Origin of the sequence: Bosea sp. BIWAKO-01 (assembly GCF_001748145.1) — a bacterium.
In the GTDB taxonomy this organism is placed as follows: Bacteria; Pseudomonadota; Alphaproteobacteria; order Rhizobiales; family Beijerinckiaceae; genus Allobosea.
Window position 1 is genome coordinate 1,393,261 of record NZ_BCQA01000001.1, and the last position, 13,918, is coordinate 1,407,178.

The 13,918-nt window shown below is 65.3% G+C and carries 11 protein-coding genes; 3 read left to right on the forward strand and 8 right to left on the reverse strand.

Features of this window, described 5'->3' with window-relative positions; all coding sequences use genetic code 11:
• Window positions 1-144: 144 nt before the first annotated feature.
• Window positions 145-1,629, forward strand: coding sequence for a B12-binding domain-containing radical SAM protein (locus tag BIWAKO_RS06340; RefSeq protein WP_141740008.1), 1,485 nt, complete (start codon window positions 145-147; stop codon window positions 1,627-1,629).
• 16 nt (window positions 1,630-1,645) lie between these two features.
• Here BIWAKO_RS06340 and BIWAKO_RS06345 read toward each other — a convergent pair whose 3' ends face one another.
• The 5 genes from BIWAKO_RS06345 to BIWAKO_RS06365 form a co-directional block, all read right to left on the reverse strand.
• The gene (locus BIWAKO_RS06345) at window positions 1,646-1,981 is read right to left on the reverse strand and encodes a hypothetical protein (RefSeq protein WP_141740009.1); all 336 of its coding nucleotides are present in this window, start codon (window positions 1,979-1,981) and stop codon (window positions 1,646-1,648) included.
• A gap of 16 nt (window positions 1,982-1,997) precedes the next feature.
• A complete protein-coding gene (locus BIWAKO_RS06350; RefSeq protein WP_069877820.1) occupies window positions 1,998-3,269 on the reverse strand; it encodes an alpha/beta hydrolase in 1,272 nt (423 codons plus the stop codon).
• A 347-nt stretch (window positions 3,270-3,616) separates the two neighbouring features.
• Entirely contained in the window at window positions 3,617-6,034 is a 2,418-nt protein-coding gene (locus tag BIWAKO_RS06355; RefSeq protein WP_069877821.1) for a heavy metal translocating P-type ATPase, read from the reverse strand.
• Window positions 6,035-6,112: 78 nt separating this feature from the next.
• Window positions 6,113-6,820 (reverse strand): HAD-IA family hydrolase, encoded by a 708-nt coding sequence (locus BIWAKO_RS06360; RefSeq protein ID WP_069877822.1) that lies wholly within the window; start codon window positions 6,818-6,820, stop codon window positions 6,113-6,115.
• 82 nt (window positions 6,821-6,902) lie between these two features.
• Window positions 6,903-7,646: a helix-turn-helix transcriptional regulator gene (locus tag BIWAKO_RS06365; protein ID WP_069877823.1), complete on the reverse strand. Its 744-nt coding sequence runs from the start codon at window positions 7,644-7,646 to the stop codon at window positions 6,903-6,905.
• A 245-nt stretch (window positions 7,647-7,891) separates the two neighbouring features.
• On the opposite strand from BIWAKO_RS06365, the gene BIWAKO_RS06370 reads away from it, so the two are divergent.
• Entirely contained in the window at window positions 7,892-8,779 is an 888-nt protein-coding gene (locus BIWAKO_RS06370; RefSeq protein ID WP_069877824.1) for a LysR substrate-binding domain-containing protein, read from the forward strand.
• Between the two features lie 206 nt (window positions 8,780-8,985).
• Window positions 8,986-10,221, forward strand: a complete 1,236-nt coding sequence (locus tag BIWAKO_RS06375; protein ID WP_176733276.1) for an MFS transporter — start codon at window positions 8,986-8,988, stop codon at window positions 10,219-10,221.
• Window positions 10,222-10,327: 106 nt separating this feature from the next.
• Here the strand turns inward: BIWAKO_RS06375 and ggt are convergent, their stop codons facing one another.
• The 3 genes from ggt to BIWAKO_RS06390 are packed head-to-tail and all read right to left on the reverse strand — an operon-like array spanning window position 10,328 to window position 13,863.
• On the reverse strand, window positions 10,328-11,920 hold the full coding sequence (gene ggt, locus BIWAKO_RS06380) for a gamma-glutamyltransferase (RefSeq protein ID WP_069877826.1): 1,593 nt from the start codon (window positions 11,918-11,920) through the stop codon (window positions 10,328-10,330).
• 21 nt (window positions 11,921-11,941) lie between these two features.
• Window positions 11,942-12,691: a glucosamine-6-phosphate deaminase gene (gene nagB, locus BIWAKO_RS06385; protein ID WP_069877827.1), complete on the reverse strand. Its 750-nt coding sequence runs from the start codon at window positions 12,689-12,691 to the stop codon at window positions 11,942-11,944.
• Window positions 12,688-13,863: an ROK family transcriptional regulator gene (locus BIWAKO_RS06390; protein ID WP_244523368.1), complete on the reverse strand. Its 1,176-nt coding sequence runs from the start codon at window positions 13,861-13,863 to the stop codon at window positions 12,688-12,690. Before BIWAKO_RS06390 ends, nagB begins: the two co-directional genes overlap by 4 nt.
• Window positions 13,864-13,918: the final 55 nt, after the last annotated feature.

Consider the following 13,918-nt stretch of genomic DNA (forward strand, 5'->3'; position numbering starts at 1 on the left):
TCCGACGCACCACAAAAGATCAAAACGGTCGTCATTTGCGCCCATCTTCGGCCTGGTCGCGACAAACGGCGCTCGACGCATTTCATGCAACCTATCGCGGGTTTGCATATTGCTGCACTGATCGATGCAAAGCGATTTGATGTCGTGCTTTATCATGAAGACTGGCACGGCCCATTCGACCCTGCACATTGCAACAAGTACGACCTCGTATTCCTCACAGGGCTTCAGCCCGACTTCGATCGGCTGCGGCAACTCTCCTATCACTTCAGACGCAGCGGAGCGACGGTCGTTGCCGGCGGGAGCGTGTGCACGCTTTTCCCGGAATTCGCCCAGCAGTTCTTCGACGTCGTCTGCGCCGGCGGCGTCGATAGCGTCAGGGATGTCGTTAGCGATTATTTGGCCGGCTCACTCCAACCAATCTACCGCTCTCCGATTGCACAGATCTCCGACTACACGGTCGATTATAGTCTTTTGCGCAAAAGCGGCATCAATCCGACCACACATCTTGCGGAGACTTCGCGCGGATGCAGCTTCAAATGCAGCTTTTGCGTCATTCCCTCGGAAGTCGGGGCGCATGTGCGCCATGGGCTGGCCAGCTTCAAGGCGTCGCTCGAAAGCGCGCTGGAATCGAGCCCCCGCTTCAGCATGCGCAGCTGGTATCCGATGGTCATGCTGCTGGACAATAATTTCTCGGATGACCGGGCCCATATGCTGGCCATCTGCGAGTTCCTGCGCGACCATCCCAAGGTGCGGGGCTGGGGCGCGCTGGTCACCCAGAACGTCGTCCAGGATCGCGCGCTCATCGAGACCTTCGCCGCCTCCAAATGCGTCGGGCTGTTCGTCGGAATTGAATCGCTCGATGCAAGCTTTCTGCGCCGCTACAACAAGACCCAGAACCTCAGCCGACGCCAGAATGTCATCGATGACGTCGCCTTCGCCGAGGGGCACGGCATTGCCGTCGGCTACGGCTATCTCTTCGACCCTCGCTACCAGACGGCTGCGGAGATGCAGCAGGCCATGGAAGCCATCGCCGAAAACCCGCTGATGCCGATGCCGACCTATCTCAGCGTCGTTGCTCCCCTCGCCGGAACCCAGCTTTTCTGGGAGGATCTGGAGAGCGGGCGCCTGGCTCCCAACCTTCGCTTCCGGGACCTGGACGGCGAGACGATCTGCTACGCGCAGCTTGCCGAGCCGGCTCAGCCGATCGTCGCCTTTCTCGAACGGATCTTCCGGCGCCCCTGGACCGTGGTCGGGCGCATGCGCATCCTGCTCAAGACCTTGCGGAGGCTCCGCCACAGCCGTTCGTTCAACCCGATGCGATGGTACATCATCGCCTCGGCGAGCTTTCATTGCTTTACCTGGTCAAAAACCTCGCCAGCCCGACCGCGCACCTATCTGGCCGGGAGCGATACGCTCGACCCGCAATATGGCGAACATCCGGATGATCTATCGCCGGAGGATCGCGTCCGCTATTTCGAGCCTATCGCGCTCACCGATGGCGACGGGAAACCGAGCCTCTGGCTCATTCCCTATGCCGAAGCCCGCCGGAAACCCAAGCCGACGGCACGACCTCTGCCGGTTTCGCCTCCCCTGGACACCGGCATCGTCGCCATGCGGCCGGAGAAATAACGCAAGATTCCCGGACTCACCTGCTTTTCGGCCTTGGGCGGGCTTGCCCCTTCGCCGATGGAGCGCGCGGTGGTTCCTCGCTCGGCGCCCCCCCCTCTCCCGTCGGCATCGTCCCAAGCTTCTGGCTGGCGCTCTTGGGCGCATCGACATAGGCCCGGCCCAGGAGCCCCTGCAGCTCAGGCAGGCTGTATTTCGCGATATACGCGAGCGTCGTGGTCCGGAGTTTCGCGCTGTCTCCGGCGGCCTCCGCCTGGGCTGCCTGAAGACCGTTCAGAAATATGTTGAGCTCGTCCCGGGAGGCGCGCAACGGAGGCGGCGGCGGGGACTTGGGTTTGCGTGATCTCAGGGCCATGACGTACCTCGCCGAGCTACTGCATGATGGTGAGGATCTGCGCGCGGATCTGCGGGCTCAGCATCAGATCCATATGCTCGAAACCATCCTGGTCGATGTCTCCGGTCACAGTGCGCACATTGGCCGCGGGGGTCGAGACCAGACGCGCGGACCAGGCCGGGATCACGCCGTCTCCCGGGCAATAGGAGTAATCTACGATCGGCGACGGATCCGAGTTCGGATCGAAAGCGGGGTCGATCCAGCCCCATGTCTGCTCATGGGTCGTCTCGTCGACGGTCCAGCCATTGCGCTGCTGAACGCCACGGATGTTGTAGTACTTGCTGTTCGTGGCCGCGCCGAGAGGCAGCGCCACCTTCCGATAGATCGCCTCGCCCCGGTCCAGGGCGACATGGCTGAAACCCCAGTTCTCGGGATAGCGCACCTGGGTTCCGCTCTTCTGGGGGTTGTAAGGATCGGCGATCGCGCCGGTATCGCGATCCCTGACCGGATATCGCAACAGCGGATAGCTCGGATCGGCAGCCAACGCCGCCTGGTCACGCTGGAAGGTCGCCTGGTCCAGGTAGAGAAGCGTGTATGGCCCCGGCAACGACGAGATCAACTGGGTCAGATTCCGCGGGTCGTAGGACCATGAGAGCCGGTCCAGGTCGGGGTCGCCCTTGAAATAGCGGTTCAGTTGCCCGGCATAGCCGTAGAAGGGCGACCCGACGCTGATGGCCCGCCTGACCGCAGCGACATGCGAGCCGCCCTGGTTCAGTACCAGCTTGACGACCATGCCGCCGAAGCTGTGCCCGATCAGCGTAACATCGGCGAAGGGATCGGCGCCGCATTCCGCACTGACCCGCTGACGGAACTTCGGCACGAAGCTCTTCAGGAAGAAGCGCGCCACAAGCTCGGGATCGCGCCGCCAGTCCCAGCCAAAGACGAACCAATCGAATTTCCTGGCTGTGCACCAGCTCAGGAAATCATCGTAGGGGGTAAGCACCGGAGGAAACCGGACGCAACCATCGGCGATCACGAAATGCCGGCCCGCATCGTCATCGCCCTTCATCTTGAGCAGCAGCGCGCCCCCGGTCAGGATGGGGCAATCGAGCCAGATCAGATTGTAGAAATAGGGCGTATTGCCCTGGCTCGTGGTCGCCCATTTGATGCTGGATCCCATGCCTCCCGGGAACAGGATGACCGTTTTGCGCCGCGCCGGTCTGTGCTGCCTGTAGCGCGCGATGAACTGCGAAATCTGCTCGTCGAGCTGCGCGAGCTGCTGCTTATCACGATCAGCGACGTAGCTCATTTCGCCTCCGGTCGAGAACGCTCCTACATTCCGCAGGTAAGGCAGGCTCGCTTGTCCAAGCGACAGGCCGGACGGGATGGGGCAACGACGGCGCGACCATCCCAAACCGCGATCACAGCATCTCTCAAACGACTGACGCAGGCAATGCTGCAGTGACGCTGGGAGATGCTTCCCTCAGATCTGCGTCAGGAACTCAAATCCGAACGAGGACGAAGAATGGGCGCACCGTCCGGGCGCATTCCGGCCCGAGGACATGTCCGTGTTCCTGCGCCCTCTCGGGGGCTTGCCACCGGCAAGCCGCCAGCGCGCCGGGGCGGGGTTACGCCCGCACGGCCGGCTCGCATCGGTCACAACTTCACCGCCCGCAGCCGCGCGGCATTGGCGATCACGCTGACCGAGGACAAAGCCATCGCAGCCGCAGCGATGATCGGCGACAAGAGCAAGCCGAAGATCGGATAGAGCACGCCTGCCGCCACCGGCACCCCGAACGCGTTGTAGACAAAGGCGAAGAACAGGTTCTGCCGGATATTGCGCATCGTGGCCTCGGACAGACGCCGGGCACGCACGATCCCGGTCATGTCGCCCTGGAGCAATGTGACGCCGGCGCTCTCGATGGCGACATCGGTCCCGGAGCCCATCGCGATGCCGACATCTGCCGCAGCCAGAGCCGGCGCGTCATTGACGCCGTCGCCCGCCATCGCGACCACGCGCCCCTCCCGCTTGAGCTTCGCCACGACCGCGCTCTTGTCCTCGAGGAGAACCTCGGCCTCGACCTCGGTGATGCCGAGCCTGCGGGCGACGGCTTGCGCCGTGGTGCGGTTGTCGCCGGTGAGCATGACGACGCGTATCCCTTCGGACCGCAGCGCCGACAGAGCCTCGGGCGTCGAAGCCTTGACCGGGTCGGCAATGGCGATCACGCCTGCTGGCTTGCCGTCCACGCCCATGAAAATCGCCGTCGCGCCGTCCCTGCGCAGGACCTCCGCAGTCTGGACAAGACCCGACACATCGACGCCGTGCTCGGCCAGAAAGCGATCATTGCCGAGCACGATCCGCTGTCCCTCCACCGTTCCCAACGCCCCCTTGCCGGTCGGTGAATCGAAGTCCGTCACGGCCGCCGTCGTAACGCCCTTGGCTTCGGCAGATGCAACGATCGCAACCGCCAGGGGGTGCTCGCTCGGCCGCTCCACGCTGGCGGCAAGGCGCAGAATGTCGGCCTCGGAGAATCCCGACGCCGGCCGGATCGCAGTGACCGCCGGCCGCCCTTCGGTGAGCGTGCCGGTCTTGTCGACGACGAGTGTGTCGATTTTCTCCATCTGCTCAAGCGCCTCGGCATTCTTGATCAGCACGCCGGCCCGAGCCCCCCGCCCGACACCGACCATGATCGACATCGGCGTCGCGAGGCCGAGCGCACAGGGGCAGGCGATGATCAGGACAGAGACCGCGGCCACCAGGCCGAAGGCAAGGCGCGGCTCCGGCCCCCAGATGGCCCAGGCGGCAAAGGCAAGCAGAGCAATGGCGATGACAGCCGGCACGAAGTAGCCAGAGACCTGATCGGCCAGGCGCTGGATCGGCGCGCGGCTGCGCTGGGCTTCCGAGACCAGCGCCACGATCCGCGACAGCATGGTGTCGCGCCCGATCTTCTGCGCCTCGATGACGAGACCGCCGGACTGGTTCATCGTGCCGCCGATCACTGCGGCGCCGACAGTCTTGGTCACCGGCATGGATTCGCCGGTCACCATGGACTCGTCGACAGCGCTGCGGCCATCGACCACTGCGCCGTCCACGGGCACTTTCTCGCCAGGCCGAACCCGCAGACGATCCCCCAATTGCACCGTATCGAGCTGGATCTCCTCCTCGGAGCCGTCGGCATTCAGGCGCCGGGCCGTCTTGGGAGCAAGATCGAGAAGCGCGCGAATGGCGCCGCCCGTGCTTTCCCGCGCGCGCAGCTCGAGCACCTGCCCGAGCAAGACCAGCACCGTGATGACGGCCGCCGCCTCGAAATAAACTGCGACCGAGCCGTCATGCCCGCGGAAGGCAGACGGGAAGATCCCGGGCATCAGCGTCGCCACGACGCTGTAGACCCAGGCAACGCCCGTTCCCATCGCAATCAGGGTGAACATGTTGAGGTTGCGGCTGACCAGCGAATGCCAGCCGCGCTCGAAGAACGGCCAGCCAGCCCAAAGCACCACCGGCGTCGCTAGGGCGAGCTGGATCCAGTTGGAGAGGTGACGCGGAATCAGGTGGTCGAGGTCGAGCAGATGCCCACCCATTTCCAGGACCGCGACCGGGAGGGCGAGAACGAGGCCGATCCAGAAGCGCCGGCTCATGTCGACCAGCTCCGCATTGGGCTGTGCTTCAGCCGTAATCAGAACCGGTTCGAGCGCCATGCCGCAGATCGGGCAGGAACCCGGCCCGATCTGCCTGATCTCGGGATGCATCGGACAGGTATAAGTCGCCCCCTCCGGCGCGGTATCGGTTGCCGCGGCTAGCTTTGGATCGACGTAACGTGCCGGGTCAGCCTCGAATTTCGACAGGCAGCCAGAGGAGCAGAAATAGTAGGGCCGCCCCCCGTGCTGCGCGCGGTGTGTGGTCTCGTGCGGATCGACCGCCATCCCGCAGACCGGGTCCTTGACCTGCCCCTCATTCGTAGTCCCGGCATCATGGTGCCCGACATGGGCACCATGTCCGTGGTGACCATGATGGGCGCCATGGCCCGCATGGGCCTCGCGACCACCGTGAGACGTCTCCTTCGGGGCATTCGCCATGATATTCCTTTGCACAATCCCGCCGCGATAGCGGCGGCATCGTGCAACCTTCCATTGTGGGAAGGTCAAGCCTGCCCCTCACCGCTCCGCAGCATGCGCCTCGCAGAATTCAGCCAGGCTTCGGAAGGTCCAGGCCGGGCGCGGCATGTCCTTCGGCGGCAGCGTCGCGCCACCACCCTCCTTGTCGTGACGGCGGTCGATCCAGGCGCTGCTGATACCCATCGCGCTGGCCGGCACGTGGTCATGGAACAGGCTTTGCGCCACGTGGAGGATCTTGCCCTGCTCCTCGCCGACATTGGCCAGCATATACTCGAAATTGGCGAGCGATGGCTTGTAGGAGCCGATATCCTGCGCGGTGAACCGAAGGTCGAACTCCGTGCCGAGCAGGGCCGCACTGCGGCCAAGGCTCGCGCGATCGACATTGGAGAGCACGACCAGGCGATAGTGCCGGGACAGATATTGCAGAGCCTCGCGGCTATCGGCGAAGGCCGGCCAGTTCCCGACCGAAGCACCGAATTCCCGTGCTGCCAACTGATCGGGCGACGTGCCGAGATGCCTGGCGAGGTCGCCGTGCACGCGCTCCAGAATCTCGGGGTAGAGCAGACGCGGCTGCTGTGCCTCCCACTGGCTTTCGAGCCGGGCAAACTCGGCGAGCAGGCCTTGGTCACGGACGACAATCCCCCTAGCGTTCAGCCAAGGCTGCAATTGCGCCAGCAGACCGGTCTCCCAGTCGATCAGGGTGCCGTAGACATCGAAGGTCAGGGTGGTGAAATCACGCAGCTTCATGGACCGTCTCCATCATCTCTCTGGTGACGGTCATAGACCCGCGGCGATTTCCGCTCTTGTCCCGATCTCCAAACCTTTGGGCTCAATCTCCACGCCGCAATGCCGCGGGAGTCGTCGAGCGCCGACGGCGCAGGCTTCGCGTCAGCGCACTTTGATCGCTGAAACCGACTGCAAGCGAGATCTCGGCAAGCGGACGCCGGGTTTCGCGTATCAGTCGCTCGGCTTCCCGCAGGCGCAGATCGGCCAGATAGCGCCCCGGCGACATGCCGATCCAGCGCTGGAACAGCGCGTGCAAGCCACTGACCGACACGCCGGCGGCAACGGCAAGTTGCTGGACTGTCAGCGTCGCATCGTAGCCATGACGCAGCAGCGAGACCGCACGCTCCAGCGCTGGCGGCCAACGCAGCCGACCACCAGCCCGCTCAGCCACCGCCTCGAGTAACATGCCGCCGAGGCGATCAAGCAGGTCCGACGGACGCGCGCGCGCCGCCGCATCATGGGCGATGTAATGCGCGAGATGCCGCAAGCCGGCGTCGAGGGGGTGAAATGGCTGCTCCTCCGCCTGGTGGACGAGGCGGTCAGGCAGGCCAAAGAAGCCCGCTCCGGTCGGAACATCGAGCACGACGAAATGGCCATGATGCGGTGTCGTGAAACGGTGACGCGCCTGCGAGGCGACAATCACGAAGCTGCTGTCATCGACGATGCCATCCTGCCCCGCGATGCGCATCTGCATGGTGCCATCGACGGGCACGACAATCTGATGCCAGTCGTGCGCGTGCTCCGTCTCGTGCGGCGGGTAGGATCGTAGCGACAGGACCGGGCGCATCCGCAGCCTCCCCATTCGAAGTTCCGTGCCCGAAGTTCGGTTGCCCGGGGCAGCGCCGGCATGAGCACGGCAAAATGGGCGGAGAAAGGCCGCCTCGCAACCGTCATTCGAAAGAAAGCCGCAGCAGACGGGCCAGTCCCGGAGCGCTCCCCCCTGACTCGCCTGCGACGAATTCATGGACCTTGCAGCGGCCGTCGCCCATACCAGAGCCGAAAGTCCACATTCGTGGATGATGAGATCGCCCCATGCTCAATCTCAACGACCTTCATCTCTTCGTCCTGGCTGTCGACAGCGGCGGCTTCGCTTCGGCGTCACGCCGCCTCGGCATGCCCAAATCGACGATCAGCAAGCGCGTCGCCGTGCTTGAAGCCAGTCTCGCCACGCGGTTGATTCACCGGACATCGCGCAGCTTCACGCTGACCGAACTCGGGCGGGACTTCTACGAGCATGCGCGCGCCTCGCTGATCGAGGCGGAAGCCGCCGAGAACATCGTCCGCCGGCGCCAGGCCGAGCCCAGCGGCACCGTGCGGGTCACGACGTCGGTTCCGACGGCGCAGCTGTACCTGGCGGAACGCCTACCGGCGCTTTTGGCAGCCTATCCGAAGCTGACGGTGCAGCTTCATGCCACCGATCGCTTCGTCGATCTGGCCCAGGAGGGATTTGACATCGCGGTGCGGAGCCATTTCGCGCCACTGCCGGATTCAGGGCTCGTGCAGCTGCAGGTCGCCACGGAGACCATCATCCTGGTGGCGTCTCCGGGCTATCTCAGCCAGCGGAGCGCTCCTGCCGTGCCGGGCGATCTCAGTGTGCATGACGGGCTCCTGGTCTCCCCCTCCGCCAAAATCTGGCGACTGCACGACAGCGCAGGCCAGGAGGTGCTCGCCACCCCCTTCGGGCGCTTCATCGCCGACGAAACGCAGATATTGCTCGGAACTGCCAAGGCCGGGCTCGGGATCGCGTGTCTGCCGGAGGTCGCCTGCCGAAAGGCCATCGATGCCGGCGAGATCATGCGCGTCCTGCCGGACTGGACAGCCGGCACGGTCACGACCTCGATCCTGACGACACATCGGCGCGGGCAGCTCCCCGGCGTCCGCGCGGTCGTCTCGTTCCTGGCAAAGGGGCTGCGCGCTTAGCATCGGGCGAGCCGGCAACGGAATAATCCCGCCCTCGGAAACAGTTTTCCTAAGCGAAGCATCGGTCACGATGTTATTCATCTCCGGCGCTCACCCCGAATCAGCCCGCCTGACGAAAATAGTTCGATGAGGATCCTCGCCCCGGCCGCCAGGTCTTCGCTGCCCCAGCTCCGTGATGAGCGGCTCGCCGACGGGTGGACAGGCCGGTGACGGAGAAAAGCCAGACCGGCTCTGTTGCAGCTCTCGGCGCGATCGTCACCGGCGCCCTGATCCTGCAGATCGCAAGCACGATCATTCATACGGTCGTCCCCCTGCGCCTGGCGGTCGAAAAGCAGCCTCCTCTCCTCATCGGCATCGTCGGTTCCGCCTATTCGCTCGGCTTCCTGCTCGGCTGTTTCGCCATCCCCTCGCTGATCCGGCGGATCGGCCATATCCGTGGCTTTGCGGTCTTTGCCGCGGTGCAATCGGTGCTTGCGCTGAGCTTTCCGGCCATGCCGGTGGAATGGTGGGGCGTCTCGCGCTTCATCATGGGCGTGGCCGCGGCCGGGCACGGCATCTGCATCGAAAGCTGGATCAGCGGACAAGCGCCTTCGAGCCACCGCGGCCGGATTTTCGGCGCCTACCAGATCCTCAATCGCCTCGCACTCATCGGCTCGCAGATCGGGATCGGCTATGTCGCCATCGAATCCCACGATATCTTCCTGATCGCGAGCGCCGCTTTTTCGCTGGCGCTCATCCCGGTCGGGCTGACGCGCACGAGAGCCCCGGAATCGCACGAACTCGTCTCGGTCAAGCTGAAGACGCTCTGGCTCCAGGCCCCGGCTGCCGTCGTCGGTTGTCTTTACGTCGGATTGATGGGCGGGGTGCTGACCAATGTCGCCCCGGCCTATGGCATCCTGATCGGCCTCGACCAGCAATCGGCCATCCTGCTGACCGCCTCGATCCAGATCGGCGCGCTGATCCTGCAATGGCCGATCGGCCTGATGGCGGACCGGATCGATAGCCGCATCATCATGCTGGGCGCGGCAACCATCGTGACGCTCGCTGCTGCAGCGCTCGGCGCCGTGCTCTTCGCCCATGCTCCGCACGCCAAGCTCTGGTCCTACACGCTCTTCGCGCTGATCGGGGGCTGCAGCGTTGCGCTCTACACCGTCGCGGTTACGCATGCCTATCTCCGGCTGGGACAGGATCAAGCGGTCGGTCTTTCGGCCGGGCTGCTCTTCCTCTGGGGGACGGGCGCAGCCATCGGCCCGATCGTCGCCACCGGGTTCATGCAAGTGTTCGGGCCGCAGGCGCTGCTGGCCTATATCGGCCTGCTCTCGGCCGGCCTCGTCGGCTATCTCGCAGTGCGGCTGCTGAAAAAGCCGCCGGCGGCAAGCCTCGGTTCCGAGCGCAGCACACGGCCACCATCCATGCCCGATATCGGGCCGAGACCGCGATAGGCAGCTCTTACAAGGCGATAGACAGCTCTTGCAAAGCGGCCCGCCTGTGTCAGGCGGGCCGTGTTCATATCATCGGCCGAGCGGGCTCGGTGCGCCGGCGCCGGGCTCAGTAGCCGAGCGCCATGCCGTCCTTGCGCTGATCGGAGCCGCCGAGCAGGACGCCCCGCGCCTCGTCGATCCAGATGGCCTGGCAGCCGCCGGTCGGCTCGGGCAGCACCGAGACATCATGGCCGCGCGCAGCGAGATCGGCGCGGATCTCGGGGCCGATCGTCGACTCGACCGTGAGCTTGCCCTCGGCGACGAAGCTGCGCGGACGGTCGGCCGCCTGCTGCGGGTCGTCGCCACGATCGAGCATCGAAGACAGGACATGCGCGTGGCCGGTCGCCTGATACTGGCCGCCCATCACGCCATAGGTCATCTGCGTGCGGCCATCCTTGGTCAGCAGCGCCGGGATGATGGTGTGGAGCGGGCGCTTGCGCGGCGCAATCGCGTTGGGATGGCCCTCGATCAGACGGAAGCCGGCGCCACGGTTCTGCAGCATCACACCCGATTCAGGCGCATAGATGCCGCTGCCGAAGGCCCAGAACAACGAATTGATGAAGGAGACGGCGTTACGATCGCGATCGACCACGGTGAGATAGACCGTATCGCGATGCACCGGCATGTCGTCGTCGACGGCGGGCTGCGCCCGCTTCATGTCTATCCGGTCGCGCAGGCGGCCGATGAAGGCATCCGACAGAACCTGCTGCACATCGACAGGCGCAAAGGCCGGATCGGCAACGATCAGGTCGCGCTGGTGATAGGCAGCCTTCGTCGCCTCCGCGAGAAGATGGATACGATCGGCCTCGCTGACGCGCCCCTCGGCGAGATCGAAACCCTCGAGGATGCGGGCGATGATCAGTGCCGTCAGCCCCTGGCCGTTCGGCGGGCATTCATGCAAGCGATAGCCACGATACTCGGCTGAAATCGGCTCGACATAGTCGGAGGTCTGGCCGACGAAGTCATCCGCGACGTGCAGAGCGCCGTTGCGATTGAGGACGGAAACGATCTCGTCCGCCACTGGCCCGCGATAGAAGGCGTCGCGTCCCTGCTGGCCGAGCCGGCGCAGCGTCCGCCCGAGCGCGGGATGGGCCATGCGATCGCCGACGCGAGGGGCTTCGCCGCCCGGCAAATAGACAGCCGCCGCACCTTCATATTTGCGCAGGCGATTGGCGTAGATCGCCCAGTCGTGGGCGACGCGCGGGGTCACCAGGAAGCCGTCCTCCGCCGCCTTGATGGCGGGCTGCAGCACTTCCTCGAGGCTGAGGCGGCCATGGTCGGCCGAGAGCCGGCACCAGGCATCGGCCGCGCCTGGAACGGTCACAGCATGAGGCGAGTTATCGGCAATTGACGTCATGCCCTGCTCGCGGAACCAAGCCAGCGTCGCAGCCGCGGGTGCACGCCCTGAGCCATTGAGCGCGATCGGCGCCTTGCCGGGCTGAGCGTAGATCGCGAAACAGTCGCCGCCGATGCCGGTCATGTGGGGATCGATGACGCCCTGCATCGCCACGGCGGCGATCGCCGCATCAATCGCATTGCCGCCCGCCTTCAGGATGCCGAGCGCCGCCAATGTGGCCGCGGGGTGGGAGGTTGCCGCCATCCCGTTCTCTGCCACCGCCAGCGAACGCCCCGGCCTGGTGAAATCCCGCGTCCCAAACATGATCGTCTCTTCCCTTTGTCGTCAGCTCAAACCGGCTGCTGCTGCGCGGTCGCATATCATGATCGCGTCGCGATGTGTCCTGAGGATCGACGCAGGGCAGGCAGGATCGAGCGGCCCCTTGACCGCGCGGGCCACCGCCGCCGCCTTCCCCGCTCCGGTAGCGATCAGGATGATCCGGCGCGCCTCCAGAATCGTCCCGATCCCCATGGTGATGCCGAACTCCGGCACCGTTTCGCTTCCGGCGAAGGGCCCCTGGTTCGCTTCCTGGGTCGAGGCCGCGAGCGAGACCTGGCGCGTGCGCGAGGTAAAAGCAGAACCGGGTTCGTTGAAGGCGATGTGGCCGTTGGAGCCAATGCCGAGCAGTTGCAGGTCGATGCCGCCGGCCGCCGCGATGGCGGCTTCATAGGCAGCCGCCTCACGAGCGAGATCGGACGCGTTGCCGTCTGGCATGAAGGTGCGGGAGCGATCGGCATCGACCTTGTCGAACAGCGTCTCATTCATGAAACGCGAGAACGAGGCTGGGTGCTGCGGCGGCACACCGACATAATCGTCGAGATTGAAGCTTGTGCTCCCGGCAAAGGAGACCCGCCCGGCGCGATAGGCCGCAACCAACTCGCCGTAGACCGGGCGCATCGTCTCGCCTGTCGCCAGGCCGAGCACGGTCGAAGGCCGCGACGAGAGGTCCGCCACGATCCTGTTCGCGACATCCGCGGCAACGGCAGCGGCATCGTCGAGCACGACGAGGCCGGGGGCAGTGACATGGGCGTTCATGCTGTCTCGGTCGCCTTCCCGGCAGGGAGAGCGAAGTCGCTCTGGAGGCTGGTCAGGCCGAACAGGCTGTCATGGATTCGTGACAGCGCCGTGCCGACGGCTCCGACGAGGGTCGCGCGGCTGCCAAGCGCGCTCGGCTCGATCCGCAGGGCTCCCCCGAGATGCCGGGCGACGAGCAAACGCAGTCGCGAGATCAGCTCTTCGCGCACGCCAATGCTGCCGCCGAGCACGATCAGTTCAGGGTCGACCACAGCGCGGATCGCCATCATGCCCTGGACCATGACGCGCGCCGTTTCGTCGAGTGTCGCGATCGCGGCCTCTTCGCCCTGGGCGAGTTGCGCGAAGACACCGCGCACATCCTGCGCCATGCGGCCGCCAAAGCCGCGGTAACGCTGAAGGATGGCTACGCTGCCGATCGCGGTCTCAAAGGGGCCATGGAACTGGCCGCGCGAGTCGAAAGGATCGCCGCCAACCGGCAGAAAGGCGATTTCGCCGGCAGCCCCGCTGGCGCCGCGGGCAAGTCGCCCATCCAGAACAAGGCCCATGCCGATGCCGGTGCCCATTGCGATGAAGGCGAAGTTGCGGACATCCTTGCAGCAGCCCTGCCATTGCTCGCCCATCGCTGCGAGATTGACGTCATTCTCGATCACCACGGCGCAGCCGAGACGGCGCTCGAGCTCGTCCGCCACCCGGATGCGGTCGAAGCCAGGGATGTTGGGCGCGATCTCGATCTTACCCGAGCGTGGATCGACGACGCCCGGACTGCCCATAGCGGCGCAGCGCAGGCCGCCGGGCGCGAGGCCGGCCTTACGCGCCAGCCGCTCAGCCAGTGCGCCGATCTGTTCGACCACCGCAAGGCCGCCGCGCGAATCCGTCGGCTCCATCTCTTCCGCGACGATCGTACCGACCACATTGGCAAGCGCGGCGTGGATCTTGGTGCCCCCGAGATCCACGCCGAGTACGAAAGCGGCGTCCTGCTGGATCTCGTAGGTCACGGCGCTTCGTCCCACCGCGCCCTGCGTCTGCCCACGCACACGCAACCAGCCGCTATCCTCCAGCGCGCGCACGACCTCGGAGGTCGTCTGCTTCGACAGGCCGGTGATGCGGGCCAGCTCGGCACGCGAAATCGGGCCGCGATGCAGCACGGCCTCAATCACCGAGCGTACCGACATCTGGCGCGCAACCGGTGTGGAGTAAGCCTCATGGCGAGGCGGTTCATCCGTCAAT

What these genes read in the sequence shown, in the direction of transcription:
- BIWAKO_RS06345 (WP_141740009.1), bottom strand. Translation starts at nt 1,981, where the DNA reads ATGGCCCTGAGATCACGCAAACCCAAGTCCCCGCCGCCGCCTCCGTTG.
- BIWAKO_RS06350 (WP_069877820.1), bottom strand. Translation starts at nt 3,269, where the DNA reads ATGAGCTACGTCGCTGATCGTGATAAGCAGCAGCTCGCGCAGCTCGAC.
- BIWAKO_RS06355 (WP_069877821.1), bottom strand. Translation starts at nt 6,034, where the DNA reads ATGGCGAATGCCCCGAAGGAGACGTCTCACGGTGGTCGCGAGGCCCAT.
- BIWAKO_RS06360 (WP_069877822.1), bottom strand. Translation starts at nt 6,820, where the DNA reads ATGAAGCTGCGTGATTTCACCACCCTGACCTTCGATGTCTACGGCACC.
- BIWAKO_RS06365 (WP_069877823.1), bottom strand. Translation starts at nt 7,646, where the DNA reads ATGCGCCCGGTCCTGTCGCTACGATCCTACCCGCCGCACGAGACGGAG.
- BIWAKO_RS06370 (WP_069877824.1), top strand. Translation starts at nt 7,892, where the DNA reads ATGCTCAATCTCAACGACCTTCATCTCTTCGTCCTGGCTGTCGACAGC.
- ggt (WP_069877826.1), bottom strand. Translation starts at nt 11,920, where the DNA reads ATGTTTGGGACGCGGGATTTCACCAGGCCGGGGCGTTCGCTGGCGGTG.
- nagB (WP_069877827.1), bottom strand. Translation starts at nt 12,691, where the DNA reads ATGAACGCCCATGTCACTGCCCCCGGCCTCGTCGTGCTCGACGATGCC.
- BIWAKO_RS06390 (WP_244523368.1), bottom strand. Translation starts at nt 13,863, where the DNA reads ATGTCGGTACGCTCGGTGATTGAGGCCGTGCTGCATCGCGGCCCGATT.